Source organism: Anoxybacillus sp. B2M1, from assembly GCF_001634265.1.
Taxonomy (GTDB): Bacteria; Bacillota; Bacilli; order Bacillales; family Anoxybacillaceae; genus Anoxybacteroides; species Anoxybacteroides rupiense.
On record NZ_CP015435.1, the window covers coordinates 3,503,009 to 3,527,617 of the forward strand.

The following is a 24,609-nucleotide window of genomic DNA, read 5'->3' on the forward strand; positions in this document are numbered from 1 at the left end:
GAATTTTGCGAATGCTAGAGATGAATGTGACAAGGTTGTACGAAATGTCCGTACTTTTGTACGCATTATCTGTGTCTTTATATTTTATAGATTTTTTGCATCATAACCGGAAGGCAAACCGCACGGCCTTCTGGTTACTTTCTATTGTCTGGGTTTTTCAAACCGCCTTTTTCTTGCTGCGCATCGTCGAAACGAAGCGTTTTCCGATTTTGACGATGTCGGAAGGCCTTTATTTTTATGCGTGGGTGTTGATCACGCTGTCGCTTGTTATCAACCGTTTGCTGCGTGTGGATTTTATCGTGTTTTTTACAAACGTACTCGCCTTTTTTATGTTGGCGCTGCATACGTTTGCGCCTGCTCATTATCAATCGGAAGCGACGGCGGAAAAGCTTATTTCTGAATTGCTGATTATTCATATTACGATGGCCATTCTCGCTTATGTGGCGTTTTCTCTATCGTTTGTTTTTTCTGTTTTATACATGATTCAGTATCATTTATTAAAGCAGAAAAAATGGGGGAAACGCTTGTTGAGAATGACGGACTTAACCAAATTGGAGGAAATGTCCCATATTTTAAATTTAATCGGATTGCCCATGTTGCTTCTTGGACTTATTTTAGGGCTCATTTGGGCTTATATTAAAATTGAACATTTTCACTGGTATGATGCAAAAGTGCTTGGTTCGTTTTTGGTGCTTGCAGTGTACAGCTTTTATTTTTACAAGAGAATTGTTCAAGGAATTCGCGGCAAAACGATCGCATTGTGGAATATCGGATCATTTTTCTTTTTACTGATCAACTTTTTCTTATTTGGTAGCTTATCGAAGTTCCATCTTTGGTATTCATAATGGAGGAAGAACATATGCGGAAAATTATTGTCGGTTCGCGCCGCAGCAAGCTTGCTTTAACGCAAACAAACTGGGTCATTTCACAGCTGAAGGAGCTTGGTGCGCCGTTCGAATTTGAAGTTAGGGAAATGGTAACAAAGGGCGATCAAATTTTACATGTGACGTTGTCCAAGGTTGGTGGAAAAGGACTATTTGTGAAAGAAATTGAACAAGCCATGCTGAATAAGGAGATTGATATGGCCGTTCATAGCATGAAAGATATGCCGGCTATCTTGCCGCATGGACTAACCATTGGCTGCGTTCCGAAGCGGGAAAATCCTCGCGATGTCATGATTAGCAAACAGCGGCTTTCATTTGCAGAGCTTCCAAGCGGAGCGGTGGTTGGAACGAGCAGTCTGCGCCGTTCTGCTCAACTGTTGGCAAGGCGCCCTGACATTCAAATAAAATGGATTCGCGGCAATATTGATACAAGGCTAGCCAAATTACAAACAGATGAATATGATGCCATCATTTTGGCTGCGGCAGGCCTTTTGCGGATGGGATGGGCTGAGGAGGTTGTGACGGAATATTTATCGACGGATATTTGCCTTCCGGCTGTCGGCCAAGGAGCGCTAGGGATTGAATGCCGTGAAGACGATGAAGAGCTGCTAGAATGGCTGCAAAAATTAAATGATCGTGAAACGGAACGCGCTGTTCTTGCAGAACGCGCCTTTTTGCGGGAAATGGAAGGAGGCTGCCAAGTTCCGATTGCCGGATACGGTTATGTGAACAAGCGAGATGAAGTCGTGTTTACAGGTCTTGTTGCTTCTCCTGATGGAAAGGAAGTCTATAAAGATATGGCTGTCGGAACCGACCCGGAGGAAGTAGGAAGAAAAACAGCCGAGGTGCTTGCGGAATTTGGAGCCAAAGCATTGATTGATCGGCTGAAAGAGGAGTTAGATCAATCATGAAAACACTTCCTTTGCAAGGGAAAAGCATCCTTGTCACAAGAGGGAAGGAGCAGGCAAATGAATTTTCAGACAAGCTGAGAAAAGCAGGAGCTTGTCCGATAGAAATTCCATTAATTTCTATTTCAGCTGTAACGGAACGGGAGCATGTAGAGAAATGCCTTAGCCGTTTATCAAGCTATCGTTGGCTTGTGTTTACAAGCGCAAACGGTGTCCGCTTTTTCTTTTCATTTATAACCGATAAGACGACGCTTCCTCATGTAGCGGTAGTCGGCAAAAAAACGGCTCACGCTTTAGAAAAAAGGGGCATTCATCCCGATATCATACCAGATCGGTTTGTTGCCGAGGGGCTGGCAGAGGCGATGAAAGCAGCGATTAAGCCCGGCGACCGAATCTTGCTTGTCAGAGGAAACCTGGCGCGACAGAAGCTGAAGGAAGAGCTGGCCGAGCTTGGAGCGGAGGTTACCGATCTCGTCGTTTATGAAACACATCTTAATGAAAGCGGCAAGGAAGAACTGTTTCATTTATTGAGCAAGCGAGCGATAGATATTATGACCTTTACAAGCTCGTCAACGGTCCAAAGTTTCATGCAAATGGTGGAAGGGGAGAACTGGCAGGAATTAATCGAATCTTGCGTTATTGCCTGCATCGGACCGATTACTAAGCATACGGCCGAACAATTCGGTTTGACGGTACATATTTGTCCTGATCAATATACAATTGATGATATGATAAAAGCGATGGAAAAATTTTTTATAAACCGTTGATTTATTGGAGGGAAAACGATGGACGCATTACAATTTCACCGCCACCGCCGTTTGCGGCAAACGGAGAATTTACGGGCGATGGTGCGAGAAACACATCTTCATGTAGAAGATTTCATTTATCCGGTTTTTGCGATCGAAGGAGAAAATGTAAAACAAGAAGTTCCATCAATGCCTGGAGTGTACCAATTTTCATTGGATCGTTTAAACGACGAAATTGCGGAAGCGGTAGAGCTTGGAATTAAATCTGTCATTATCTTCGGCATTCCGAACGAAAAAGATGAAGTAGGATCTCAAGCATATTGTGAGCATGGCATTGTGCAGAAGGCCATTCGCCAAGTAAAACAATCCTTTCCTGATCTTGTGGTAATTGCCGACACATGTTTGTGCGAATATACAAGCCACGGACATTGCGGCGTTGTCGAACAGGAGGAAGTATTGAACGACCCATCGCTTGAACTGCTTGTAAAAACAGCGGTGAGCCAAGCAAGTGCCGGGGCAGATATTATCGCGCCATCCAATATGATGGACGGCTTTGTGGCGGCCATTCGCCGTGGGCTGGATGAAGCGGGCTTTGCTCACGTGCCGATTATGTCTTATGCTGTGAAATATGCCTCTGCTTTTTATGGACCGTTTCGTGATGCCGCTAATAGCACACCGCAATTTGGAGACCGCAAGACCTATCAAATGGATCCAGCCAACAGGCTTGAAGCGTTTCGCGAAGCTGAGTCCGATGTGGCTGAAGGCGCCGATTTTATTATGGTAAAACCGGCTCTTGCCTATTTAGATATTATCCGCGATATGAAAAACCGTTTTCACCTTCCGATTGTGGCATACAATGTGAGCGGGGAGTACGCGATGATCAAAGCTGCAGCGCAAAACGGTTGGGTGAACGAAAAACAAATTGTGCTGGAAATGCTGCTTGGCATGAAGCGGGCCGGCGCTGACTTAATTTTAACTTACTTCGCAAAAGATGTAGCCCGCTGGCTCAAAGAATAGGGGGCGAAGGAAGATGAGAAGCTACGAACGTTCAAAACAGGCCTATCAAGAAGCGGTGCAGCTGCTGCCCGGAGGGGTGAACAGCCCCGTTCGCGCCTTTCGATCCGTAAACATGGACCCGATTTTCATGGCGCACGGAAAAGGCTCCAAGATTTATGATATCGATGGAAACGAATATATTGACTATGTTTTGTCATGGGGACCGCTTATTCTCGGACATGCAAATGAACGGGTGGTCGAAGCGCTGAAAAAAGTAGCGGAAAACGGTACAAGTTTTGGCGCGCCAACATTAATGGAAAATGAGCTAGCAAAGCTTGTGATCGAGCGTGTGCCATCGATAGACATTGTGCGCATGGTCAATTCCGGAACAGAAGCGACGATGAGCGCCTTGCGTCTAGCTCGTGGTTACACAGGACGAAACAAAATTCTCAAATTTGAAGGCTGTTATCATGGGCATGGCGACTCGTTATTAATCAAAGCCGGATCAGGAGTAGCGACACTTGGTTTACCTGACAGCCCGGGCGTGCCGGAATCCGTCGCGCAAAATACCATCACGGTGCCTTATAATGATTTAGAAAGCGTCCAATATGCTTTCGAACAATTTGGTGAAGACATTGCTGCGATCATTGTTGAACCGGTTGCCGGAAATATGGGAGTCGTTCCGCCGCTGCCTCGGTTTTTACAAGGATTGCGGGACATTACGAATGAATATGGGGCATTGCTTATTTTTGATGAGGTAATGACAGGTTTTCGTGTTGACTATCACTGTGCCCAAGGCTATTTTGGCATTACTCCGGATCTAACCTGTCTTGGTAAAGTCATCGGCGGCGGTCTTCCGGTTGGCGCATATGGCGGCAAAGCGGAGATCATGGAACGTATTGCTCCGAGCGGTCCGATCTATCAGGCTGGTACGTTATCGGGCAATCCGCTTGCGATGACAGCTGGATATGAAACATTAATTCAGCTCACTCCAGAAACATATGAACAATTTAAGAAAAAAGCGGATCGTTTAGAGGAAGGATTGCGAAAAGCGGCAGAAGCGTACGATATTCCTCATGCGATCAATCGCGCTGGCTCCATGATTGGCTTCTTCTTTACAAATGAAAAAGTCGTGAATTATGAAAAAGCGAAAACCTCCGATCTTGAGATGTTTGCTGCTTATTACCGCGAAATGGTTGAGCAAGGCGTATTCCTGCCACCGTCTCAATTTGAGGGCATGTTCTTATCGACTGCGCATACGGATGAAGATATTGAAAAAACGATTGAAGCAGCGGAAAAAGCGTTTGCTAAGCTGAAGGAAAAACGATAATGGAGAAAAACGGACTGTGTACTTTCGTTAGGCACAGTCCATTTTTTTATTCATATTCTTTTTTTCACGCTCATAAATTGATAATGTCATTATAAAAAAGTTTGGACGAAAGAAACGGAAGGAGGAGTACGTTTGGATCAATCATATTTGCGCTTTTCGCTTGAGGAAGCGATCTGGTTTAAAAAGGGACAGGAAGTCCAAGAGTTTCTCTCAGTGTCTTTAGATCCGGTCATTTCCGTTGACGAATACGAGCATTACATTACCATTCGCGGAGCGCTTGAACTTAGCGGAGAATATCGTATGGCAGATGATGAAGAGGGAGAAGATGTAGAATTATACGACTTTGGTACGCATCGGTTTATTCAGCACATTGAAACACGTGAAGATGGAATCACGGAGCTGTTTCATCGATTTCCTGTCGATATTACCATTCCGAAGAACCGGATTGTGAATTTGGAAGATGTTTATGTCACGATTGAATCATTTGATTATGATTTAGGGCAAGATGGCCGTCTCTCGTTAATGGCGGATATTTCGATAAGCGGAATCAGTGAAGACACGGATGATGAAGCCGAGGATGAAGATGGGGAACCATGGTTCGAGCCGTTTGAAACAGTGGCGCGCAAGGAACTTTATGATGAAGAATATGAAGATGAATATGGCCGCTTTGAATCCAGCATCCATGCGGAAAACGAAGAGAATCTCGAAAACCATGGATGGAGTAATGAAAATGCTGAACAAGACAACGAGCATTGGAATCCTATTTTCGACCAAGCTGAAGAAAATGAAGAGACAGAGCCGGAGTTTGAAAATCACGGTCCGTTGATCGCCAACAACGAAAACAATGAAGCGCCAGAGCATGAAACAAAAGTATCAATTGGAGCATCCAAGCATAAGGATCAGGAAAACCATCAAGCTGTCGAGGGCGAAGAAACAAAAAAACAGAGAAAAGAAAATGCTCTCTATTTAACACAGTTGTTTTCAAAGGATCAAGCAGAAGATTTTTCAAGACTAAAAATTTGCATTGTTCAGCAAGGCGATTCGATGGACAAGATTGCACAGCGTTACGATTTAAGCATCCAACAAATATTAAGGGCCAACCAGCTTGACTTTGAAGCTGAGCTTCGTGAAGGACAGCTATTATATATCCCCGTGCCGGCCAATAGCCGCCCGTAAGCCTAAAAATCTCCCACTTTCACGTCTTATCACAGCGAAAAAGTGGGAGATTTCTTTTCGAATGCAAGGAAAGGGGGATTTTTTTGAATACACAATTGGATGATCATGTCATTTTAAGACAATATCATTTGCAGCCTTCCCATATTGTGAATGATGGAAAGGTGAAAAAAATATATACAAATGAAGGGGTTTTTGTGCTCAAGGAAATCAAAAGCCAAAAAAGCCTTCAGGCAGTGGAGCAAGCGTATCGGTTTTACGGACCGCATATCGTGCCCATTTACGTCGCGAGAAATGGGGCGCCATTTGTCGCAGAAGCCGGCCGCTATTATTATTTAATGCCGTGGATATCTGGCGAGGAAAAGCGTGAGGAGAACCGCTTTCTTTCGTTTTTTCGCGATCTTGCGTGGCTGCATCGCCAGACGCTGCAAGAGGTTCCAATCAACCAAGAAGAAGTGAAAAAATATTACGAGGCACAGAAGCAGGAATGGGAAAAGCAGCGCTCATTTTTGCAAGCTTATGCGGAGCAATGCGAGAAAGAGTGGTATATGTCCCCCTTTCAGCTGCACTTTTGTACGTATTTTCATGAAACGATGCAGGCATACTGGTTTGCGGAGACACAGCTCGAAACTTGGTATGAACGAATAAAAGAACAAAAAAAGTGGCGGATTTCTTTCATCCATGGAAAGCCGGCGTTATCTCATTATATTCCTAACCATCATCAGGAAAAACGGTATTTTTTAAGCTGGGAACGGGCGCGCTGGGCTTCGCCGCTTGCCGATGTATGGCTATCTTTACAAGACTACGTGCGGATCGCGCCGCCAATGGATGAGAGCTGGATTCAGGGATTCAGCGAATATGAAGGACAATTGATGATTCAGGAGGAAGAGAGGGCTTTTTTTTTGAGCCACGCCGCTCCTCCGTCTCACTTCTATCGATTGATTTCCCGATATGGAGAGCAAAAGCAGGAAAAGAGCGAATATGATAGCGTTGTGCAGCTGCATCGGGAATATTGGAGAATGAAGCAGATAGAATATATCATGATGCGGCTTGTCCAGATCAATGAAAAAAAGGGGGAAGAGCAAACCCTAAATCCACTCGAGCCGGAAAGCGATCGCCAGCAAGATGAAGATCGCCAATAAGATGACATCGAAGGTCGTTGGCAAGAAAATCGTTCGAACCGCCTGAAAAATCGTAATCGGAATAATGATTTGCACACAAACGATGCGAATTTGCCGAAGCCATGGCGGCCAAGAATATGGATTAAACCTTTTCATGGATGCTCCCTCCTTTCCATCAGCCATTACTATTACAGTATGAAACCAAACGTTTTTTGTCACCGGAAATCAAAGATAAGAATAAACCGATAAAAAGATGGAAAAGATGATTGACGATGAAATTGGTTTTTCGGTAGTATGTATAGTGAACAGATGAAAAGCGAAGACAGGGAAGAGTACAACGAATAACCCTTTCAGAGAGGGAAATCAATAGCTGCGAGATTTCCTAGGACGTTATCGTTGGAAGGTCGCCCTTGAGCTGCTTCTTTGAACAGCGCTTAGCTTAGTAAAAGAAGCCGGTTGCAGCCGTTAATGCCTGAGGTGCCTAAGCGTTTTTTGGTTTGCTTAGGAAAAAAGGTGGTACCGCGAAAGAGATCTCCTTTCGTCCTTTTCGGATGAAGGGAGTTTTTTATTTTGCCAAAACATCATTAGGAGGGATAAACAGATGGATACAAAAGAGTTGACGATGCCGACGAAGTACGATCATAAAGCGGTTGAAACGAATCGCTATCAATGGTGGCTTGAAGGCAAATTTTTTGAAGCGGCTGGCGGAGAAGACAAGCAGCCGTTTACCATCGTCATTCCGCCGCCGAACGTAACAGGAAAACTGCATTTAGGACATGCGTGGGATACGACGCTGCAAGACATTATCACACGCATTAAGCGAATGCAAGGCTATGATGTGTTATGGCTTCCGGGAATGGACCATGCAGGTATTGCGACGCAGGCAAAGGTGGAAGAAAAACTGCGCAATCAGGGACTTTCTCGTTACGATTTAGGGAGAGAAAAATTTGTGGAGGAAACATGGAAGTGGAAAGAGGAATATGCGAGCCATATTCGTGCGCAATGGGCAAAATTAGGCCTTGGGCTTGATTACACACGCGAGCGCTTTACCTTAGATGAAGGGTTATCAAAGGCGGTGCGTGAAGTATTTGTGTCCCTTTACCGAAAAGGGTTGATTTATCGCGGAGAATATATTATCAACTGGGATCCAGTGACAAAAACCGCTTTATCAGATATTGAAGTGATTTACAAAGACGTGCAAGGTGCGCTCTATCATATGCGCTATCCGCTCGCCGACGGCTCAGGATATATTGAGGTAGCGACAACGCGTCCAGAAACCATGCTTGGTGACACAGCAGTGGCCGTGCATCCAGAAGATGAACGCTATCAACATTTAATTGGCAAAACGGTGATTCTGCCGATTACCGGTCGGGAAATCCCGATTATTGGCGATGAATACGTCGATATGGAGTTTGGCTCTGGAGCTGTCAAAATTACTCCTGCACATGATCCGAACGACTTTGAAATCGGCAATCGCCATAATCTGCCGCGCATTCTCGTCATGAACGAAGACGGAACAATGAACGATCACGCGATGCAGTATAAAGGATTGGACCGTTTTGAATGCCGCAAGAAAATTGTCAAGGATCTCCAAGAGCAAGGCGTCTTATTTAAAATTGAAGAGCATTTGCATTCTGTGGGCCATAGCGAGCGCAGCGGAGCTGTTGTCGAGCCGTATTTATCAACACAATGGTTCGTGAACATGAAGCCGCTTGCTGAAGCCGCGATTGAATGGCAAAAAAGAGAGGACAAAGTCAACTTTGTGCCAGAGCGATTTGAGAAAACGTATTTACATTGGATGGAAAATATCCGCGATTGGTGTATTTCACGGCAATTATGGTGGGGACACCGCATCCCGGCTTGGTATCACAAAGAAACGGGTGACATCTATGTGGATCATGAACCGCCGGCCGATATTGAAAACTGGGAACAAGATCCAGATGTATTAGATACATGGTTCAGCTCGGCATTGTGGCCATTTTCAACAATGGGCTGGCCAAATAAAGAGTCAGGTGATTATCAGCGCTACTATCCAACGGATGTGCTTGTAACAGGCTACGACATCATTTTCTTCTGGGTATCGCGCATGATTTTCCAAGCTCTTGAATTTACCGGCACTCGTCCGTTTAAAGATGTATTGATCCATGGCTTGGTACGCGATGCTCAAGGACGAAAAATGAGTAAATCGCTCGGCAATGGCGTGGACCCGATGGACGTCATCGACCAATATGGCGCTGATTCGCTGCGTTATTTCTTAGCGACAGGCAGCTCGCCGGGCCAAGACCTACGCTTCAGCACGGAAAAGGTAGAAGCAACGTGGAATTTTGCCAATAAAGTATGGAATGCTTCGCGTTTCGCCCTGATGAATATGGGCGGTTTAACGTATGAAGAGATTGATTTGGACGGTGAAAAATCCGTTGCTGATAAATGGATTTTAACTCGCTTAAATGAAACGATTGAAACGGTCACAAAGCTTGTAGAAAAATATGAGTTTGGCGAAGTCGGACGCGTTCTTTATAGCTTTATTTGGGACGATCTATGCGACTGGTACATTGAAATGGCGAAACTGCCGCTATATGGCGATGATGAAGCGGCCAAAAAAACTACTCGTTCGGTGCTTGCTTATGTACTTGATCAAACGATGCGCCTGCTGCATCCATTTATGCCGTTCATTACCGAGGAAATTTGGCAGCATTTGCCTCATGAAGGCCAATCCATTACGGTCGCATCTTGGCCAAAGGTGCGTTCTGAATGGACAGATCGTGAAGCGGCCGAAGAAATGCGTCTGCTTGTTGATATCATCCGTGCCGTGCGCAACATTCGCGCGGAAGTGAATACTCCGTTAAGCAAGCCCATTAAACTGCATATTAAAGCAAAGGATGCTGCTATTCAAGCAACGCTTGAGCGAAACCGCGCTTACATGGAACGCTTCTGCAATCCTAGCGAGCTGGTGATTGGTACAGATATAGCTGCAGCTGAAAAAGCGATGACAGCGGTCGTTACCGGCGCAGAGCTCAGCTTGCCGCTTGAGGGCCTTATCAATATTGAAGAAGAATTAAAGCGTTTAGAAAAAGAACTTGAAAAGCTCGATAAAGAGGTAGAACGGGTTCAGAAGAAACTAAGCAACGAAGGCTTCATCAGCAAAGCGCCAGCGCATGTCATTGAGGAAGAACGCAAAAAAGAACAAGACTACATGGAAAAACGCGATGCTGTGCGGGCGCGCATCGCTGAATTAAAAGGATAGACCACAAGTGTTGATGATGCATGCCCAGTCGGCAAGCGAATGGCTTGCCGACTATGGCAGAAAAGCTAGGAATTAAGCAATGTCAATAGGCTTTTATTGGATCATCAACACACCTGAGGATAGACAATAGCTGAATCGGTCATATATGATGAAGACGGGTCCATACGTAGGATTCCGTCTTCCTTTTGCTTGCCGCAAAAAATCCGTGAGGAGGAGAGAACATGATCCAAACATATGATGAGGCACTCAAATGGATTCATCAACGGTTACGCTTGGGAATTAAGCCAGGATTAAAGCGGATGGAATGGATGATGGACAAGCTTGGCCATCCAGAACGCCGAGTAAAAGCTGTTCATATTGCAGGAACAAACGGAAAAGGGTCGACGCTTTGCTATTTACGACAAATTTTACAGGAAGCGGGCTATTCAGTCGGAACGTTCACGTCTCCTTATGTTGAACAATTCAACGAACGGATAAGTGTGAACGGTCAGCCGATTTCCGATGCGGAGCTGCTTCAGCTTGCGCAAACCATCGAGCCGCTTGCTGAAGAGTTAGGGAAAACGGAGCTTGGAGAGCCGACCGAATTTGAAATCATTACAGCCATGATGTTTTATTACTTTGGCAAAGTGAACATTCAAGATGTGGTTGTGATAGAAACAGGCCTTGGAGGGCGATTCGATTCCACGAATATCATTTATCCATTGCTATCGATTATTACAAACATCGGGTATGACCATATGCATATATTAGGGGAAACGCTTGAAGCAATCGCATTTGAAAAAGCGGGCATTATCAAGCCGGGAGTTCCCGTGATCACGGCTGTTGAGCAACCAGAGGCGCTTCAGGTTATAAAAGAGAGAGCAGCTGAGGCAAAAGCGAAGGCCTATATTCTTGACCGTGATTTTGCCGCAGCAGACTTTGAGCCAATAGAGACAGGAGAGCAATTTTCCGTCGAAACACCGTTTGCCCAATATCCTCGTTTAGCAACGACGATGTTTGGAGCGCACCAAGTGAAAAATGCGGCGCTTGCCGTCATGGCCGCTGATTATTTGCGGACCTATTATTCTTTTATTATTGAAGAATCTCATATTCGCAGTGGAATTGAACAGGCGCAATGGCTGGGGCGCTTTGAAAGGATTTCTAATGAACCGCTCATGATTATTGATGGAGCTCATAATGAGGAAGGGATTCAGAGCTTGATTGAAACGGTAAAAACACATTATGCGGATAAAGCTGTGCATATCTTGTTTGCCGCTTTAACAGATAAACCGCTCAACAAAATGATTCAGCCACTTGCGAATATGGCTGCTTCGATCACGTTCACATCGTTCGATTTTCCGCGGGCAGCGACGGCTAAACAGCTCGAGGAGCTATGCTCACATCCAAATAAAGCATGTACGGAGAATTGGCAAGAATGGCTGACTGAAAAACAAGAAAAATATACAGAACAAGATCTTTTTTTAATTACGGGATCGCTTTATTATATTTCAGAAGTACGAAAGTTTTTAAAAAATTAATATATTTATAGCTATGATTGCTGTTATAATAAAGAAAATGGGACTTTGGGAGGGGGGATTGCTGTGAAAAGGTCATTTTTGGTACTTTTGTCGGTGTTGCTGCTGCTTCCGTTTTTTCCGGCAAGCTTTGTAAAACATGCTGCCGCAAGCACCAATTCGTTTGAAGTGTTGGAGATTGTAAGTCAATTATCTTCTCCATCGCCTTTACAGCAGGAAATCGGCAGTCGCCAAGATATTAACATCACGACGATGACGATGAAGCGATTTGTGGCGCTGCGCGATGAACTGGATGGCAAATACGACGCGATTGTGATTTCAAAAGGAGATTATAGTCCTGCTTCCGTCAAGTCATCACCAGACTCCAGTTCTTCGCAGCGAGCCCGTGCCCATGATACGAGAGACGTGATGAACGATATAACCAATTTACGCGCGCAGCAAATCAAACAGTTTTATATTGATAAAGGGTTGCCCGTGTTTCTGCATCAAGACGTATTCAAATATACCGACAGTAAGTTGTACCAACAGTTTAAGCAGTATCGAGCAAACACGGCCAGCAACGTGATTGTGTTCCAAAATCAAACCGGTCTCGCCAATTATTTAGCGAACCGGGCGGGCCGTCCGCGCGTCCAGGTGACAAGCGCCCCATCATCCACGCAAGTATTTAAAAAAGGAGACAGCATCACCTTTTCTTACCAGATTGTCAATTACCAACGCTTTTCAAATAAGCTGCTTACCGTTAATTTGTATATTGATTCTGATTTTAACGATCAATATACGAATGAAGAAATTGTGGCTTCTAAGGAAGTCAAGAGTCAGTCAGGCACGATTTCTTACACGTTTCCAGCCGGATTTTCCGGCGTGCGCTACTGGAAGCTGGAAGTCGTTGACGAGGCTACAGCACTGAAGGACTATGAAAAAGGATATGTCAAATTTCAGGATGTCGTCCCTAAAATTAACGTGCTGCAAATCCGCAGCGGAAATGATGCCAGCTCGCTTCTAAACAGCAAAAACATGAACCAGTCCTATTTAAAGCGGACGAATGAATATGAAATTTCGATCGATGTGACAACATTAAGCGACTTTCAAAAAAGCCGGCAATATGAACCGAATTACTCTCATGAAGTGATCAATGGCAAGTACGATATGATTATTTTCGGATTTGCCGATTGTTATAACGGCTGTAACAATCCCATCAACTTAAACGCGAATGCGGTCCAGTCTGTGAAGAATTTTATTGCGACAGGACAAAGTGTCATGTTTACTCATGATATTATGTTTGGAAAAAATAACGTTTGGGTGAATGAATTCGGACCCATTGTCGGCCAAATTCAGCCGCAAACGGATTTAGGAAACGGAGCGCCGAATACGTCGACAAGCACGAAAAGGGTGAACAGCGGCTTAATCACCGACTATCCGTTTCAGCTTGCTGACAACATTACAGTGGCCACGACGCACAATCAATATTATACGCTCGATCTCGAAGACAGCTCGGTCATTCCTTGGTATAACATCGTCGGGTCCAATCGCGATGTGTATGACAGCTGGAACCATTACTATACGTATTCGAAAGGAAATGTGACCTATTCGGGAACGGGGCATGTCGGCACATCGGCTGGCTTCCCAGACGATGAGCAAAAGCTGTTCGTCAATACAATGTATCGCGCCTTTTTCGGTTCCAATCATGCACCGCAGCTGACCGTGTTTACCCCACGGGAGACGGAGGAAATTCCGAGCAATCAAAAGATTGAGCTGTCTTATAAGGTGGAAGATTTGGATTTAACGGACCGCACGCTGGCCACAAAAGTATGGCTGAACGGAAACGAAGTATATTCGAACAGCCTTGTGCCAAACGGAACGACAGTCATTCAGTCGATTCCTCATCAAATGCCGAACGGTGGGAAAGCGACTATCAAAATTGAAGTAACAGACGCAAAAGGAGCCAAAGTGACGAAGGAGTTTCAAGTAACCATTCAAAGGGTGACCGCCAATCTTGAGGTGAGCCGCTCCATTACAGCGACGCTGACTCCTGTTGATCGCAGCGTGACAGTGGAGTATACGCTGAACCCAAAACAGCTTTCCTTAACGACTAACTCGCCGTTAACCGTCACCAATATTCAGTTTCAAGAAAAGCTGCCGGCTGGCGTGGAGGTGACCTCGCTTCCAAACGGCTTTACGAAACAAGGAAGCATCGATCAGGGGTATACGATTACAGGAAAATTGCCGGACATTTCGTATCAGCAGAATGGCTCGCTCTTTACAGCGCCTCAGCAGACCTTTGCCATTCAGCTGACGCCGACGAAAAAAGGGGAGTTTTCGCTGCAGCAAGCTACTTTATCGTATCAAGATTTGAATGGCCAGACAGCGAATTTGTCCTTTAATCCGCTGCGCTTTGTGTCTGATTATGAAATCACCAGTGTCTCACTTCCTGATACCGTCTTTATCAATCGCGGCGTACCGAAAAATTTAAACCTGCTTTTGAGCATTTCGCCGCAAAACGCTACCGTCGCATCGATAGAATGGAGCGAAGCTAGCAATGGATCGATCGTATCAGTGGACAAAATGGGAGTGCTTACCGCGATCAATAAAGGAAGTGCGGAAGTAACGGTGAAAGTGAAAGACGCATTTGGCAATGAACGAACGGCAAAAACAAAAGCGATCGTCCGCATTCCGGTCGATTCGATCGAGATGAGCGATTTTACGGTTAGGGTCGGAGAGACCATACCAATTCCGATCACCGTTACACCAGCGGATGCGAGGGAAAGCGTTGCGTATTCCATTGGCGATAATCGATATGCCGATCTCGATCAAATCAATGGGACGATAACCGGAAAAACAGAAGGAGTGACCACATTGACCGCGAAAGCCTTTGATGCGGACGATCAGCTGGTGGAGAAAACGGTCAATGTCACAGTTCGAGCCGTTCCGGTCGAGAGCGTCACTGTTTTTCCAGCGACGGCCTCCATCCATCTTCATGACAAGCTTTCTTTGAAGGTGACGATTTTGCCGGAAAACGCGACAAATAAGCAGGTTCAATGGAGATCATCCGATGCCAGCATTGCCACAGTGGATGAAAACGGAACAGTGGTTGGTGTGGGTACAGGAACAGCGGTGATTACGGCGACCGCCCACAATGGAGTTCAAGGAACCGCTGTCATTCATGTGGGAGTGCCGTTGACCGGAATTTCGCTTCCGTCAACGATAACGGTCGAAAAAGGAAAAACGTTCAGCGTGCGAGCTTATTTGGCGAAAATACCAGCCAATGCGACCACTTCAATTACAAGCTATGAATATCATGTAGAGGACAGTTATTATGCGGTCGTCGATGACAGCGGAGAAGTTACTGGCAAACGACTAGGACAGACGGTGCTTACCGTTCAAGTGACGGATGAAAACAGTAAGGTTTGGACGGCGACGACCACGATTCGCATCGTCGAGCACACGGATCATTCAAATGGCGGCGAAAATGGCTGGCTGTATTAGATAAGGATGTGAAGCAGCGTGAAAAAACTATGGATCATCATGCTCATAGCATTGTTATTAGGCGGCTGCTTTCCATCGAAGGAAGAAAAGCGGCAGCAATTGATTCAAGCGATTCAAAAGGGCGATATCCAAGCAGTCAGGCAATATATTGCCGAGGAAAAGGATGTCAATTTTAAGACAAAAAACGGGTCCCCTCTCGATATCGCGATGCAGCAAAACAAGAAACAGGTGGCTCTTGAGCTTTTGCAGGCGGGGGCGAAGTCGGCTTACATGCCGCTTCCTCCGCTTAGTTTTGTGATTGTTGCGGCCTCTTCGCAAGGAGCTGAGCAAAACGGCGAGCTTGTCGAGAAGATGGCCAATCAGCGCACGGCAAAAGAGCGCGATCGCGATGGCAATACGCCGCTTCATTATGCCGCTGGCAGCGGCGAATTAGAATGGGTTCGGCTTCTTTATCAACAAGGAGCGGACGTCAATGCCGCCAATCAAAGCGGAACGACACCGTTAATGGTCGCCGCGCAAAGCGGACAGACGGAAATCGTTCAATTTTTACATAAGCACGGGGCGGACATTGACCATGCAGACAAAGAAGGGGAAACCGCTTTATTTCAAGCGGTGGCCGGAAATTACTTAGAAACGGTTCGCTATTTGCTAAAGGCACGGGCCGATGTCAATGCCCAAACGAAAATTGGCAAAACGGCGCTTATGATCGCAGCGGAGTACGGTTATGAACCGCTTGTATCCCTGCTTTTAGAGCACGGAGCCGATGTGCGCGTCAAAGATCAAACCGGAAACACCGCTTTATCGTTAGCCACCTATTGGCATCATGAGAAAATTATTCAGCAATTAAAGCGAAAAGGAGCTCAGTAACCGAGCTCCTTTTATTTAACTTCAAGCTGATCGGGAATAACGGCTAGTTTTTTCACAAGCGGCAGCCCTAAGCCGCGATGAATAAAGACATTCATATCGTGATGAATCACAAATCTTGCTTGTTCCGCTCGCAGGTTCTCTGGCAGCGAAGGTTGGGTGAAGTCGATATTATGGCCGGTGTCTGACGTAGAGCCGCGGTAGGCGTTAATAACAAGGCCATTCGCATCGGTATTAGGAATGAGAGAGGATGTTCCCCGCGCAAAGATCCCGCCTTGAATATGAATATAAGAGCCGACAGCATATAAAATCGCATTGGAGTCCGTATAGAAGTACCCTTTTAAATTGGGCTTTGTCAATGAAAATTCATTTTGAAACTCGTTAATGCGGGCAATTTCCAACTCGCCTTTGGTCAATAAGACGACTTCTTTATCATTGATTCCAGAAATGGTAGCATTATAAATCGAAGTGTTTCCCATAACATAAATCGTTGAATCGAAGGCGACCGCTCCGCGAACAGCCAAATTTCCTAAAATAATCAGATTCCCTTTTATGGTAAGCGGTGTGGAGCCGCTGTTTTCTAAATAAGCGTCCCCATTGATAACCAGCCATTGATTCTCCTTCAAATCCAGGGTACTAAGATCCAAATATTCAGAAGAATATCCGTCGAGCAAAATCGACGGGTCTTTTTCGATAGCATCTGGAAGCTGTTGGATGTCATAAATAACGGTAAAACGATTTTTTAATTCGCTTAATAGACGTGAAACCGGAAGCTGGATAAGCGATTGATATTGTGCCTGGGCAGTTAGATCCGGATCAAAGGCGTTAATGCCGGCGGCGCTTAATAGCTTATCTTTTAATGTAAAATCGAAGTCCACATCGATAAACTCCCCATCTTCTGTTTGGACGGATGGGCTTGTGTACTGGAACGGAAGGGAAGGATTAGCCGCAAAAAGCTCGCTTTTCGTAAATCCTGTTGAGGATGGCTGATAGCAGGCTGGCGCACTGTTTGACTGTTCGCACACATAGCGGTTTCCGTTGGCAAATAAAATGCTTGTTGGGCTCGTCGTTGGAAACGAAGTAAGCTGGCTGTACATTTGCGAGTTGTAAATATAATTGGCGACATTCGCCATATAAAAATCGCGTCCGGCATAAATGTTTCCGTCAATATAGGCTCCGCCATTTAATGTCACATCCTGCCGCGAACCGATCGCATATTTTAAAAAACTAGGCGTATTGGTGATAATGACCTGGCGCGATACCGTCCGCTTCCCTGCTGTTTTGGAAATGACGTATACTCGCGTAAATAGCTTGCTGCGATCAATTTCTTTCATTTCTGTCAGATCTTGAATGGATACTTTATACCGTCCGCTTACCTGGTGAATAAATCCAGCTTGGGCATTGCCTAAATCCATGTCAAGCTGTGCAGGGGTAGACAGTTGAAGATTTTCCACCTTTACTTTTATTTCGGCGATCGCTTCTTGAATGGACTTGGTCGCCTCATGAAGCGATTCGACATCCTCCACACGAATTTTCGTAAAGTTCGCTTGATACAAGCTGACAGATAGAATCGTCAAGCCAAGCATAAAAAAAATCGTGACAACGAGCATCGTGAGCACTAAGCTATAGCCTTTCTCGTTCATGGTTTCACTTCCTTATCAAAATCCAAATTCCGTTTTCAAGGTAAAGGGCTTGATGTAAAGCCTATCGCTAGGATCGGCGTGGTCATGATCCTGAACGGCAAGCATCAATGTGACAACACCGCTTCGGCAAATGCTTCCCTCTTCTTTCACACAGCTGTATGAAACGCGGGATTGGTTTGTAATAATGCGAAGCTGGTCGGAGCTGATTTTCGTGCCGTTTATAAACAGCGCATCATTTTTCAACTCAATATTCAATAAGGCTCCTTGGTCTGTTGTGTGATCCTCGACCCAACCAACCTCTGAATTAATATTTTTTTGTTTATTATTGACAAATACAAGCTGGCCGTTTACGGTACTGCTCTCAATCGTATCAATGCCATCAGGAGAAAATTGGTAGAGCTGATTCATCATCATGGCCACGACATAGTCGGCTTCGCTGCGCAGCTCGTTTTCGATGCCGATCCGCTTATAGGCGTTGATTCCGCTTAGCAGCACACCATAAATCGAAGCAAGGATGAAAGAAGAGATCGCCACTGCAGCTAGCACTTCGACTAACGATAATCCCCTGCTGTTTTTAACGAATGGTTTCATTTGCCACCACTCCTTCAAGCCACTCCGACTGCTCCCAGCTGTCTCCCCAGCGGACAATGACAACGATTTTTAATAAATAGTTTTGGAGATTGGAATCGTCATTTTCAATGGTTTCCTCTTGAAGCTTTTGCCGCAATGAGGGGGGGAACTCAGGTGGCGGCGCTTTTTTTAAGGCCTCCCATTGGTTGCTGTCATTATAAGGCATAAGAAATACACGAATGCGTTGTTCATTATATTGAACATTATTAATCATCGGCTGCAGCAACGCGCGGCAAACTTGTTGATCTTCAAAGAGCGATAGTTGGCATTTGGATCCATCAATGGTCGCATATGGTTCATTTGTACTATTTTGTTCTTCTTGCACATATTGTTTAAGCGAAGAAAAATCAAGGTGCTCCATATATACTAGCACGCCGCGGGCGACGTTAATGGCTACCGTTTTATCTTGGTTGTATGCGGTATATTTCATCGCATGGGTAAAAAATAAAAAAATACCTGTGGCGGCTGCGGACAAAATGACAATGGATGCCAACACCTCAATTAAGGTGAATCCTTCCGAGTGACAGGGTGGAATGAATTTCTTTTTTCCCATTTGGCACACCCTTCTTTTAAAATATATAACTTTATTATACAATATGTTAGAGTAAAATATTGTTTTATTTTTAGGAAATTTGTCGTAGCTTGTATCGAGAAACGGGGTGAAACATTGAAGTCGGTTTTCTTTATATTGATTGCGTTTGTCGTGGCTGTTCCCTTGTTATTGATGCTCCCCGTTGGTTTAAGCAGGAGCGGCAAAACAGCAGCGCTTGTCGTTTCTTTGTCGCTCGCGCTTTTGGCCGCCGCTGCTGCACCTATGTTTCCGTTCTGGCAGCTGTGCTTGCTGCTGTTGCTGCTTGCTTTAGCAGCGACCTATCTACTTGACCGGCGCTTTGGCCACCTTCTTTACGCCGTTGCGAAGGAAGAGGATGAAGACGAGTTATTTGCATTCGAGACGGAAAGAGAAAGGATGGCCAAAGCCCCAGCTGTCGATGAGAGAGAGAATGGGAAGAAAGAACTTTTGATGTCAACAGATCGTGAACAAGAATTTTCCATTTGGCCGCCTGCTGATAGAGAAATAGAAGAGGGGCTGATAACGGGCAAAGAGACTGCAAGCAGCACAGAGGCGGAGCTGGATCGTTGGCTGTTTGACGATGAGGAACCAAAAGAGGGCCTTGAGGGGGAGGCAAATAAAAAAGAGAAATCGAGGGAAACAGCAAGCGAATTACCAGAGTGGCCATTGGAAAATGACCAAGTCGAGACTCGGCTGCCGATGGAATCAGAGCCGCTCGATTCATGGGCTTTGGCTGATCAAGAGGCAAGCTCACAAGAAGGGGCCGCTCGGCCTGTTTGGAAAGACGGAGAGCTGGAAGAATGGATGGGGGCAGCTGAACAGCCATCAAAGGAAACAGTGGAGAATGTGGAGCTAGATGATCGGGACGGCTGGCTGTTTCCCGATGAGGTAGAAGAAGAGCGAGCGATTGAAGAAGCCGGGAAGCTGGAAAAGGGAATATTTTCCGTTGAGGAAGCGGAAAAAGAGAGAGCAACAGATTGGCTAAACCCGCTGGATACAACGTGGGAGGATGAATGGCTCGTTGCTGATCTCACAACAGTAGAAGACATGATCGAGGATGGGGGGCAACTGGAAAAACATCCAAGCACAGGCGATGCGTGGCTACATATGTCCCAAAATCAGCCAGAAGCGATCATGAACGATGAAACGGAGAGAGTGGCGGCGGAAAAAGAGCCGCTTGACGATGAGTCGTTTTTACGAGAAAAAAGTCCAGATTTTGCAGGCGGCTGGTCTTCTGCTTATGAACAGCAAGGCTTGCAAGAGGAAGCGGAGCGGTCTTCACAAGACAAAGAAGAGCGAGCATTTGCTGAAGATTTCCCAATGATCCAAGAAGAATGGGGAAAAGCCCATCCGCATACAGAGCCGCTTGATCCTGCATCCCTAGAGGCATCGGATGCACGAAAGGTAAGCAGCCGCATCATCCAGACGCTGGCGGACGAATGGCTGCTCATTCGCCATCAAATGAACAAGGATGAGTATGAACAGCAAATTTTGCAATGCCTGCAGCGGCCGCTCGCGGATCAAGAGTATTATTTGTTGGCGCGTCTGCTCGTGGAGCATTATCTTCAAGAAAAGGAATACGAGAAACTAGCCTCGTGGCTTGACCATTTGCGGGAGAGATTTTCCTCTTACCCGATTTTACTGGAGGAAATTCGCTTTTTTGCTCAGAAAATGAACGATTATAAATGAACAGGTGTGGTGAAGAGAAGAGATGAAAACTAGTGCTCAAATCATAGGACTGCCGATTATAAGCATTGCAGATGGAGGACAAATCGGAACGGTCAAATTGCTCATCATCAATCCTGAAAAAGGATCTGTCGACTTTTTAACGATTGAACAAGAGGATGTGGCGTTTGGCTTAAAGGCGATTCCGTTTAAAAAAATCGTCGGCATCGGCGAATTTGCGGTAACAGTAGAGGATGATCGCGCGGTGATTGATCTGGCGGAAATCCCGATTGCCAACCAGCTCGTCAACAAACAAATCCGAATTAAAAATACAAAGGCCATGACCAGAAAAGGAGAATTGCTTGGCGAGGTAACGGAATTTTTCATCAATGACGAAACGGGAGAAATTATGGGCATCCACTTGCAAACAGAGGGGCGTCAGGCGATTCTGTCTTCTGAATGGGTACTCACGTATGGAAAGGATATTTTAATTGTCAGCGAAACTGCTCCGGATTCTTTGCTTGATGATGCGGGCATGCTGGCTGAAAAAATAGAAGCGCCGATCCATGAGGCAAACGAGGCCGAGGCGGAAACAGCCGCAATAGAAGAAATAAAGGAACAGAATGCGCTAAAAGCGCTGCGGGAAAAACAAATGGAGCTATTGCAGGGCAAGCGTGTGAAAAAGGATATTTTCGATCTTAATGGCCACATTTTAATCAAAGCCGGAACGATTTTAACCGCTGAGCATATTGTCAAGGCACAAACGGAAGGGCCAAGTGTGATGATCGATTTATCAATGAATGTGGATGCATAAGAAAAGGAGGCTTTCGATTGTGCGGCCATTAGCTGGGGTTAAGCTGTTTTTCGTCATCGGCGCTTGCACGGTCTATTTCATTAGTTTTGCACAAGCGGCTCCGTTTGTCTATTCATCCTATTTTGTCAAAGAAACGTTTGCTGCGAATACGATGGTTGGACCAGTGCTACTTGCCAATTTATCCAAAGAAGAGGCGGTTCAGCGAATCGCGGAGAAAGTGAATCAGTGGAGAGATTCTGCCAATATAAAAATCGCGTATCAAGAAAAGACAGAAACGATTCCTTTGTCATTATTTTCATTCCAAGTTGAAAAAAGCGTCGATCAAGCTGTGGACGGACAAGCGTCACCACTTATTGTACAAATGAACGGCGAGTCGCTTTCACCCTTTATTGAGAAACTTGTAGCCCCGGCCTTATTGTCTTCGCTCAATCGCAAACAATTGGAGAAAGATATCGCTGCTGTGGCCTCCCAACTGCTGGCCAATCCTCCGGCAATCGATCTGGCCCGCTATGTAGATTCTCAGAAAACGGCGGAAACTATGCAGGTGAGCGAAGCGGTGATAAGCGACTTAGGCAAGCAACGCGCGGAAATAACCGCATGGATTGCCGACCATCCAACCATCGAAGTGAAAGGGAAAAGTGTTTTTTCACTCACGGCTTATTTACAAGGAAGCCTATCTCCAGATGGAATGAGTCTTCTTGCTTCCGCTATTTATCAGGCGGTTTTGCCGACGAACTTTACCATTGTCGAGCGCCATACGAGCCGCAGCTTGCCAAACGGCATTCCGATTGGCTATGAAGCAAAAGTAGATAAAGAGAACCGTGACTTCTCCTTTTATAATCCGAATATCAATTCGTATACTTTGAAATTTCAGCAAACGGGCAGCGGCTTTCGCGTGACGCTGATGGGGCTTCCATTTGCTTATAAATATGTGATAAAAGTGGGGGACATCGAATATTTTGCACCGAAAACCATTGTGCAATATAGCTCGCGTTTCAAACCAAATGAACGTCAAATGAAACAGCAAGGCCAGCAAGGAATGCTTGTTAAAGTGAAAAAGGAAGTATATGACGAAACCAATCAATTGATCGAAGCAAAAGAGGTTTCCGAAGATTTTTATCCGCCGGTTTATGCCATTGAAGTCCGCGGGTTGGAGCTTGGAGATGATTTACCGCAAGATGCAGCCGATCAAGGGGCAAATGGCGCTCTACAAAGCGGACAGCAACAGCAGCCAGCAAACGAAAAGGAACAAGAACAAACGGAAAACAGCCAAAATCCAAGTGAACAAACTCCAAAAACGGCCGATGAGCAAAATGAGAGCACGCCGTATGAAAAGTAGGGATGATGAGCATGAAAAAGCAGGAACGGAAGCGACTAGGAGATTTATTAGTAGAAGCCGGGCTAATTACCCAAGCGCAGCTGGAGGAAGCATTAAAGGAAAAGGCGCCTGGCCAGAAGCTGGGAGATGCGCTGCTGCAGCGCGGCTATATTACCGAACAGCAGCTCATCGAAGTGTTGGAATTCCAGCTCGGCATTCCGCATGTCAGTTTATATCGCTATCCGATTGATCCGAAGCTGACGAATCTCGTGGCGAAGGAGTTTGCGAAGCGCCATATGGTCATGCCTCTTAAGATTGATGGGGATCGTCTGCTTGTGGCAATGGCTGATCCGATGGACTTTTTTGTGATTGATGATTTGCGGCTCTCAACAGGATTTCATATTGAAACCGCCATTGCCTCCAAGGACGATATTTTGCGGGCTATCAATAAATATTATGATATGGATGAATCGATTGAAGATTTTTTGCAGCTGGCCTCCACTCAAGATGCAATGGAAGAGGAGCGAGCGGCTGAAGAAGATTCGCCGATCGTCCGGCTTGTCAATCAAATATTGCAGCTGGCCGTTGAGCAGCGGGCGAGCGATATTCATATCGATCCTCAAGAAACGAAAGTGCTAATCCGCTATCGGATCGATGGAGTGCTGCGCACCGACCGCGCGCTTCCGAAACATATGCAGAGCGTCTTAACAGCGAGAATAAAAATATTGGCAAATATGGATATAACCGAGCATCGCGTTCCACAGGACGGACGGATTAAAATGAATATAGATTTTCACCCCGTTGATTTGCGTGTTTCAACGCTGCCGACCGTCTATGGCGAAAAAATGGTCATGCGCGTTCTTGATTTAGGTGCAGCGTTAAACGATATTCATAAGCTTGGATTTAATCGGCTGAATTTGCAGCGCTTTATTGAACTGATTGAACGGCCGACAGGCATCGTGTTAATTACAGGGCCGACAGGATCAGGAAAATCTTCGACTTTGTATGCGGCGTTAAATCGCTTAAACAATGAGGAGGTCAATATTATCACGATTGAGGACCCGGTTGAATATCAGCTTGAAGGGATCAATCAAATCCAAGTGAACCCGAATGTCGGGCTCACCTTTGCCAACGGACTGCGCTCCATTTTGCGCCAAGACCCAAACATCATTATGGTGGGCGAAATTCGCGACCGCGAAACGGCCGAAGTAGCGATTCGTGCTTCATTAACAGGACATCTCGTATTAAGCACCTTGCATACAAATGACGCGCTAAGTACCATCACTCGGCTTATCGATATGGGAATTGAACCGTTTCTTGTTGCGACATCGCTTGCGGGCGTGGTTTCGCAGCGGCTTGTCCGCCGCGTTTGCCGCGACTGCCAAGAGGAACAGGCGCCGACGAAGCGGGAAGTCGAGATTTTTGCGCGGCGCGGCATGAAAATCGAAAAATTAGTTCGCGGCTGCGGCTGTCCAACATGCAATATGACAGGCTATAAAGGAAGAATGGCCATTCATGAATTATTGGTCATGACCGATGACATGCGGCGGGTCATTTTAAATCATGAACCGTTATCCAAGCTGCGTGAGCTGGCGGTCAAAAATAAGATGATTTTTTTGATTGACGACGGTTTATTCAAAGTGAAGCAAGGATGGACGACACTGGAAGAAGTTCTGAAAGTGGCGATTTTAAGTTAAAGGTGAGA

The 24,609-nt window shown here is 45.7% G+C and carries 19 protein-coding genes and 1 other annotated feature; of the genes, 15 read left to right on the plus strand and 4 right to left on the minus strand.

What is annotated here, in order from left to right; genetic code table 11:
• Nucleotides 1–11 precede the first annotated feature (11 nt).
• The 7 genes from GFC28_RS17010 (at nt 12) to ysxE (ending at nt 7,179) form a co-directional block, all read left to right on the plus strand.
• Nucleotides 12–845, plus strand: a complete 834-nt coding sequence (locus tag GFC28_RS17010; RefSeq protein WP_044742941.1) for a cytochrome C assembly family protein — start codon at nt 12–14, stop codon at nt 843–845.
• A 14-nt stretch (nt 846–859) separates the two neighbouring features.
• Nucleotides 860–1,795 carry a hydroxymethylbilane synthase gene (gene hemC, locus GFC28_RS17015; protein WP_044742940.1) on the plus strand — a complete coding sequence of 312 codons (936 nt, stop codon included), beginning with the start codon at nt 860–862 and terminating at the stop codon, nt 1,793–1,795.
• The gene (locus GFC28_RS17020; protein ID WP_044742939.1) at nt 1,792–2,559 is read left to right on the plus strand and encodes a uroporphyrinogen-III synthase; all 768 of its coding nucleotides are present in this window, start codon (nt 1,792–1,794) and stop codon (nt 2,557–2,559) included. The genes hemC and GFC28_RS17020 overlap by 4 nt, the downstream gene beginning before the upstream one ends.
• An 18-nt stretch (nt 2,560–2,577) precedes the next feature.
• Nucleotides 2,578–3,555, plus strand: coding sequence for a porphobilinogen synthase (gene hemB, locus GFC28_RS17025; RefSeq protein ID WP_044742938.1), 978 nt, complete (start codon nt 2,578–2,580; stop codon nt 3,553–3,555).
• Nucleotides 3,556–3,568: 13 nt separating this feature from the next.
• A complete protein-coding gene (hemL, locus tag GFC28_RS17030) occupies nt 3,569–4,864 on the plus strand; it encodes a glutamate-1-semialdehyde 2,1-aminomutase (RefSeq protein WP_044742937.1) in 1,296 nt (431 codons plus the stop codon).
• A gap of 132 nt (nt 4,865–4,996) precedes the next feature.
• Nucleotides 4,997–6,040, plus strand: a complete 1,044-nt coding sequence (gene spoVID, locus GFC28_RS17035; protein WP_044742936.1) for a stage VI sporulation protein D — start codon at nt 4,997–4,999, stop codon at nt 6,038–6,040.
• 83 nt (nt 6,041–6,123) lie between these two features.
• Nucleotides 6,124–7,179, plus strand: coding sequence for a spore coat protein YsxE (gene ysxE / locus GFC28_RS17040; RefSeq protein WP_044742935.1), 1,056 nt, complete (start codon nt 6,124–6,126; stop codon nt 7,177–7,179).
• Here the strand turns inward: ysxE and GFC28_RS17045 are convergent.
• Nucleotides 7,126–7,314, minus strand: coding sequence for a hypothetical protein (locus GFC28_RS17045; RefSeq protein ID WP_044742934.1), 189 nt, complete (start codon nt 7,312–7,314; stop codon nt 7,126–7,128). The genes ysxE and GFC28_RS17045 overlap by 54 nt on opposite strands.
• 154 nt (nt 7,315–7,468) lie before the next feature.
• Nucleotides 7,469–7,707 (plus strand) — a binding site (T-box leader).
• A 52-nt stretch (nt 7,708–7,759) separates the two neighbouring features.
• Here GFC28_RS17045 and GFC28_RS17050 point away from each other — a divergent pair.
• The 4 genes from GFC28_RS17050 (at nt 7,760) to GFC28_RS17065 (ending at nt 16,266) form a co-directional block, all read left to right on the plus strand.
• On the plus strand, nt 7,760–10,402 hold the full coding sequence (locus tag GFC28_RS17050; protein WP_044742933.1) for a valine--tRNA ligase: 2,643 nt from the start codon (nt 7,760–7,762) through the stop codon (nt 10,400–10,402).
• Between the two features lie 221 nt (nt 10,403–10,623).
• A complete protein-coding gene (locus GFC28_RS17055; protein WP_044742932.1) occupies nt 10,624–11,919 on the plus strand; it encodes a bifunctional folylpolyglutamate synthase/dihydrofolate synthase in 1,296 nt (431 codons plus the stop codon).
• 63 nt (nt 11,920–11,982) lie between these two features.
• Nucleotides 11,983–15,399 (plus strand): Ig-like domain-containing protein, encoded by a 3,417-nt coding sequence (locus tag GFC28_RS17060; protein WP_044742931.1) that lies wholly within the window; start codon nt 11,983–11,985, stop codon nt 15,397–15,399.
• Between the two features lie 18 nt (nt 15,400–15,417).
• Nucleotides 15,418–16,266 (plus strand): ankyrin repeat domain-containing protein, encoded by an 849-nt coding sequence (locus tag GFC28_RS17065; RefSeq protein ID WP_044742930.1) that lies wholly within the window; start codon nt 15,418–15,420, stop codon nt 16,264–16,266.
• 11 nt (nt 16,267–16,277) lie between these two features.
• On the opposite strand, the gene GFC28_RS17070 is transcribed toward GFC28_RS17065, so the two are convergent.
• The 3 genes from GFC28_RS17070 to GFC28_RS17080 are packed head-to-tail and all read right to left on the minus strand — an operon-like array spanning nt 16,278 to nt 19,089.
• Nucleotides 16,278–17,906: a hypothetical protein gene (locus tag GFC28_RS17070; RefSeq protein ID WP_044742929.1), complete on the minus strand. Its 1,629-nt coding sequence runs from the start codon at nt 17,904–17,906 to the stop codon at nt 16,278–16,280.
• Nucleotides 17,907–17,921: 15 nt separating this feature from the next.
• Nucleotides 17,922–18,497: a PulJ/GspJ family protein gene (locus tag GFC28_RS17075; protein WP_044742928.1), complete on the minus strand. Its 576-nt coding sequence runs from the start codon at nt 18,495–18,497 to the stop codon at nt 17,922–17,924.
• Nucleotides 18,481–19,089 (minus strand): type IV pilus modification PilV family protein, encoded by a 609-nt coding sequence (locus GFC28_RS17080; RefSeq protein ID WP_044742927.1) that lies wholly within the window; start codon nt 19,087–19,089, stop codon nt 18,481–18,483. Before GFC28_RS17080 ends, GFC28_RS17075 begins: the two co-directional genes overlap by 17 nt.
• Before the next feature lie 114 nt (nt 19,090–19,203).
• Here GFC28_RS17080 and GFC28_RS17085 point away from each other — a divergent pair, with 114 nt between their 5' ends.
• From GFC28_RS17085 to GFC28_RS17100, 4 genes are read left to right on the plus strand one after another with little or no spacing between them, the layout of a single operon-like run.
• The gene (locus GFC28_RS17085) at nt 19,204–20,796 is read left to right on the plus strand and encodes a hypothetical protein (RefSeq protein ID WP_044742926.1); all 1,593 of its coding nucleotides are present in this window, start codon (nt 19,204–19,206) and stop codon (nt 20,794–20,796) included.
• A gap of 22 nt (nt 20,797–20,818) precedes the next feature.
• Nucleotides 20,819–21,586, plus strand: coding sequence for a PRC-barrel domain-containing protein (locus GFC28_RS17090; RefSeq protein WP_044742925.1), 768 nt, complete (start codon nt 20,819–20,821; stop codon nt 21,584–21,586).
• A gap of 19 nt (nt 21,587–21,605) precedes the next feature.
• Entirely contained in the window at nt 21,606–22,925 is a 1,320-nt protein-coding gene (locus GFC28_RS17095) for a VanW family protein (RefSeq protein ID WP_044742924.1), read from the plus strand.
• An 11-nt stretch (nt 22,926–22,936) separates the two neighbouring features.
• Entirely contained in the window at nt 22,937–24,601 is a 1,665-nt protein-coding gene (locus GFC28_RS17100; RefSeq protein WP_044742923.1) for a GspE/PulE family protein, read from the plus strand.
• The last annotated feature ends 8 nt before the right edge of the window (nt 24,602–24,609 follow it).